Origin of the sequence: Methylobacterium sp. CCH5-D2, from assembly GCF_001556475.1 — a bacterium.
Taxonomy (GTDB): domain Bacteria; phylum Pseudomonadota; class Alphaproteobacteria; order Rhizobiales; family Beijerinckiaceae; genus Methylobacterium; species Methylobacterium hispanicum.
Genome location: NZ_LSIX01000973.1, coordinates 1 through 1,257, shown reverse-complemented (window position 1 = coordinate 1,257; position 1,257 = coordinate 1). Strand labels below are relative to the sequence as shown.

Sequence of the window (1,257 nt, the reverse complement as noted above, 5' to 3'; positions counted from 1 at the left end):
CGGGTAGCGGACGGGCGGCGGGTCCTCGGGCAGGGGAATGAACTCGGCGTCGTTCGGGACGGTGTCGAACCGGCCCTGGCGCCAATCCTCCTTGGCCTGCGCGATCCGGTCGGGCCGCGAAGAGACGAAGTTCCACCAGAGGTGGCGCGGGCCGTCCATCGGCTCGCCGCCCAGCACCATGAAGCGGGCGGCCTCGGTGGCGCGCACGCTGATGCGGTCGCCGGGGCGGAACACGAGGAGCTGGCCGGGCCCGAAGCCGTCGCCCGCGATCTCGATCGCGCCCGACACCGTGTAGAGCGCCCGCTCGTCGTAGGTCGGGTCGAGCGGCAGCACGGCGCCGGCCTCCAGCGCCACGTCCGCGTAGACCATCGGGCTGGAGGTGCGCACCGGCGAGCGCGCCCCGAAGGCCTCCCCGGCGATCAGGCGCACGCTCTTGCCCTCGCCGGTCAGCACCGGCAGGGCCGCCGCGTCGTAGTGCTCGAAGGCCGGCGCGCGCTCCTCGTCCTGCGCCGAGAGGGCGACCCAGCTCTGGATGCCGAACAGCCGCGATCCGGTCTGCCGAAGTGCCGGGGCGGTGCGCTCCGAGTGGGTGATGCCGCGGCCCGCGGTCATCCAGTTCAGCTCGCCCGGCCGGATCGGCAGCTCCGTGCCGAGGCTGTCGCGGTGCATGATCTCGCCGTCGAACAGGTAGGTGACGGTGGACAGCCCGATATGCGGGTGGGGGCGCACGTCCATGCCGGCGCCGAGCAGGAACTCGGAGGGGCCCATCTGGTCGAAGAAGATGAACGGGCCCACCATCCGGCACTCGGTCGAGGGCAGGGCGCGGCGCACCGCGAAGGACCCGAGATCGCGCGAGCGCGGCACGATCAGGGTCCGGATCGCGTCGCAGCTGAAGTGATCGCCCGGGATCGGGTCGTCCGCGCCGTGCCAGCTCATCGCTCTCGCTCCCTCTTTCGCCGGGGCCGGCCGCGCGTGAAGCCTGGGGCGCGCGGTCCGGCCCTGCATGATGCTACCCCAGGGTTGCATCGCTCGCGCCAATCTCGTCCATTTCGAGAAATCTGAAAATGGAAACGACGGAAAACCATCGTTTCCGAGAACGCGTCCGCGTGCCGGAGCCGGAGGCGCCGGCAACCCCGACCCTGACGGGTGCGGCCGCGGCAGGGCGATCGCATATGGCGGGGCCCCTCCCTCGAACCGCGCCAGAACCGCGCCGCGCTCCCTCTCCCGTGCGGGAGAGGGTTGGGGTGAGGGATGAGA

Annotated in this window: 1 protein-coding gene; it reads right to left on the bottom strand. The window is 71.9% G+C overall.

The features are described from left to right. The coding region (locus tag AX737_RS26390; RefSeq protein ID WP_066926647.1) for a pirin family protein at positions 1-936 on the bottom strand (936 nt) is incomplete at its 3' end. Positions 937-1,257 lie beyond the last annotated feature (321 nt).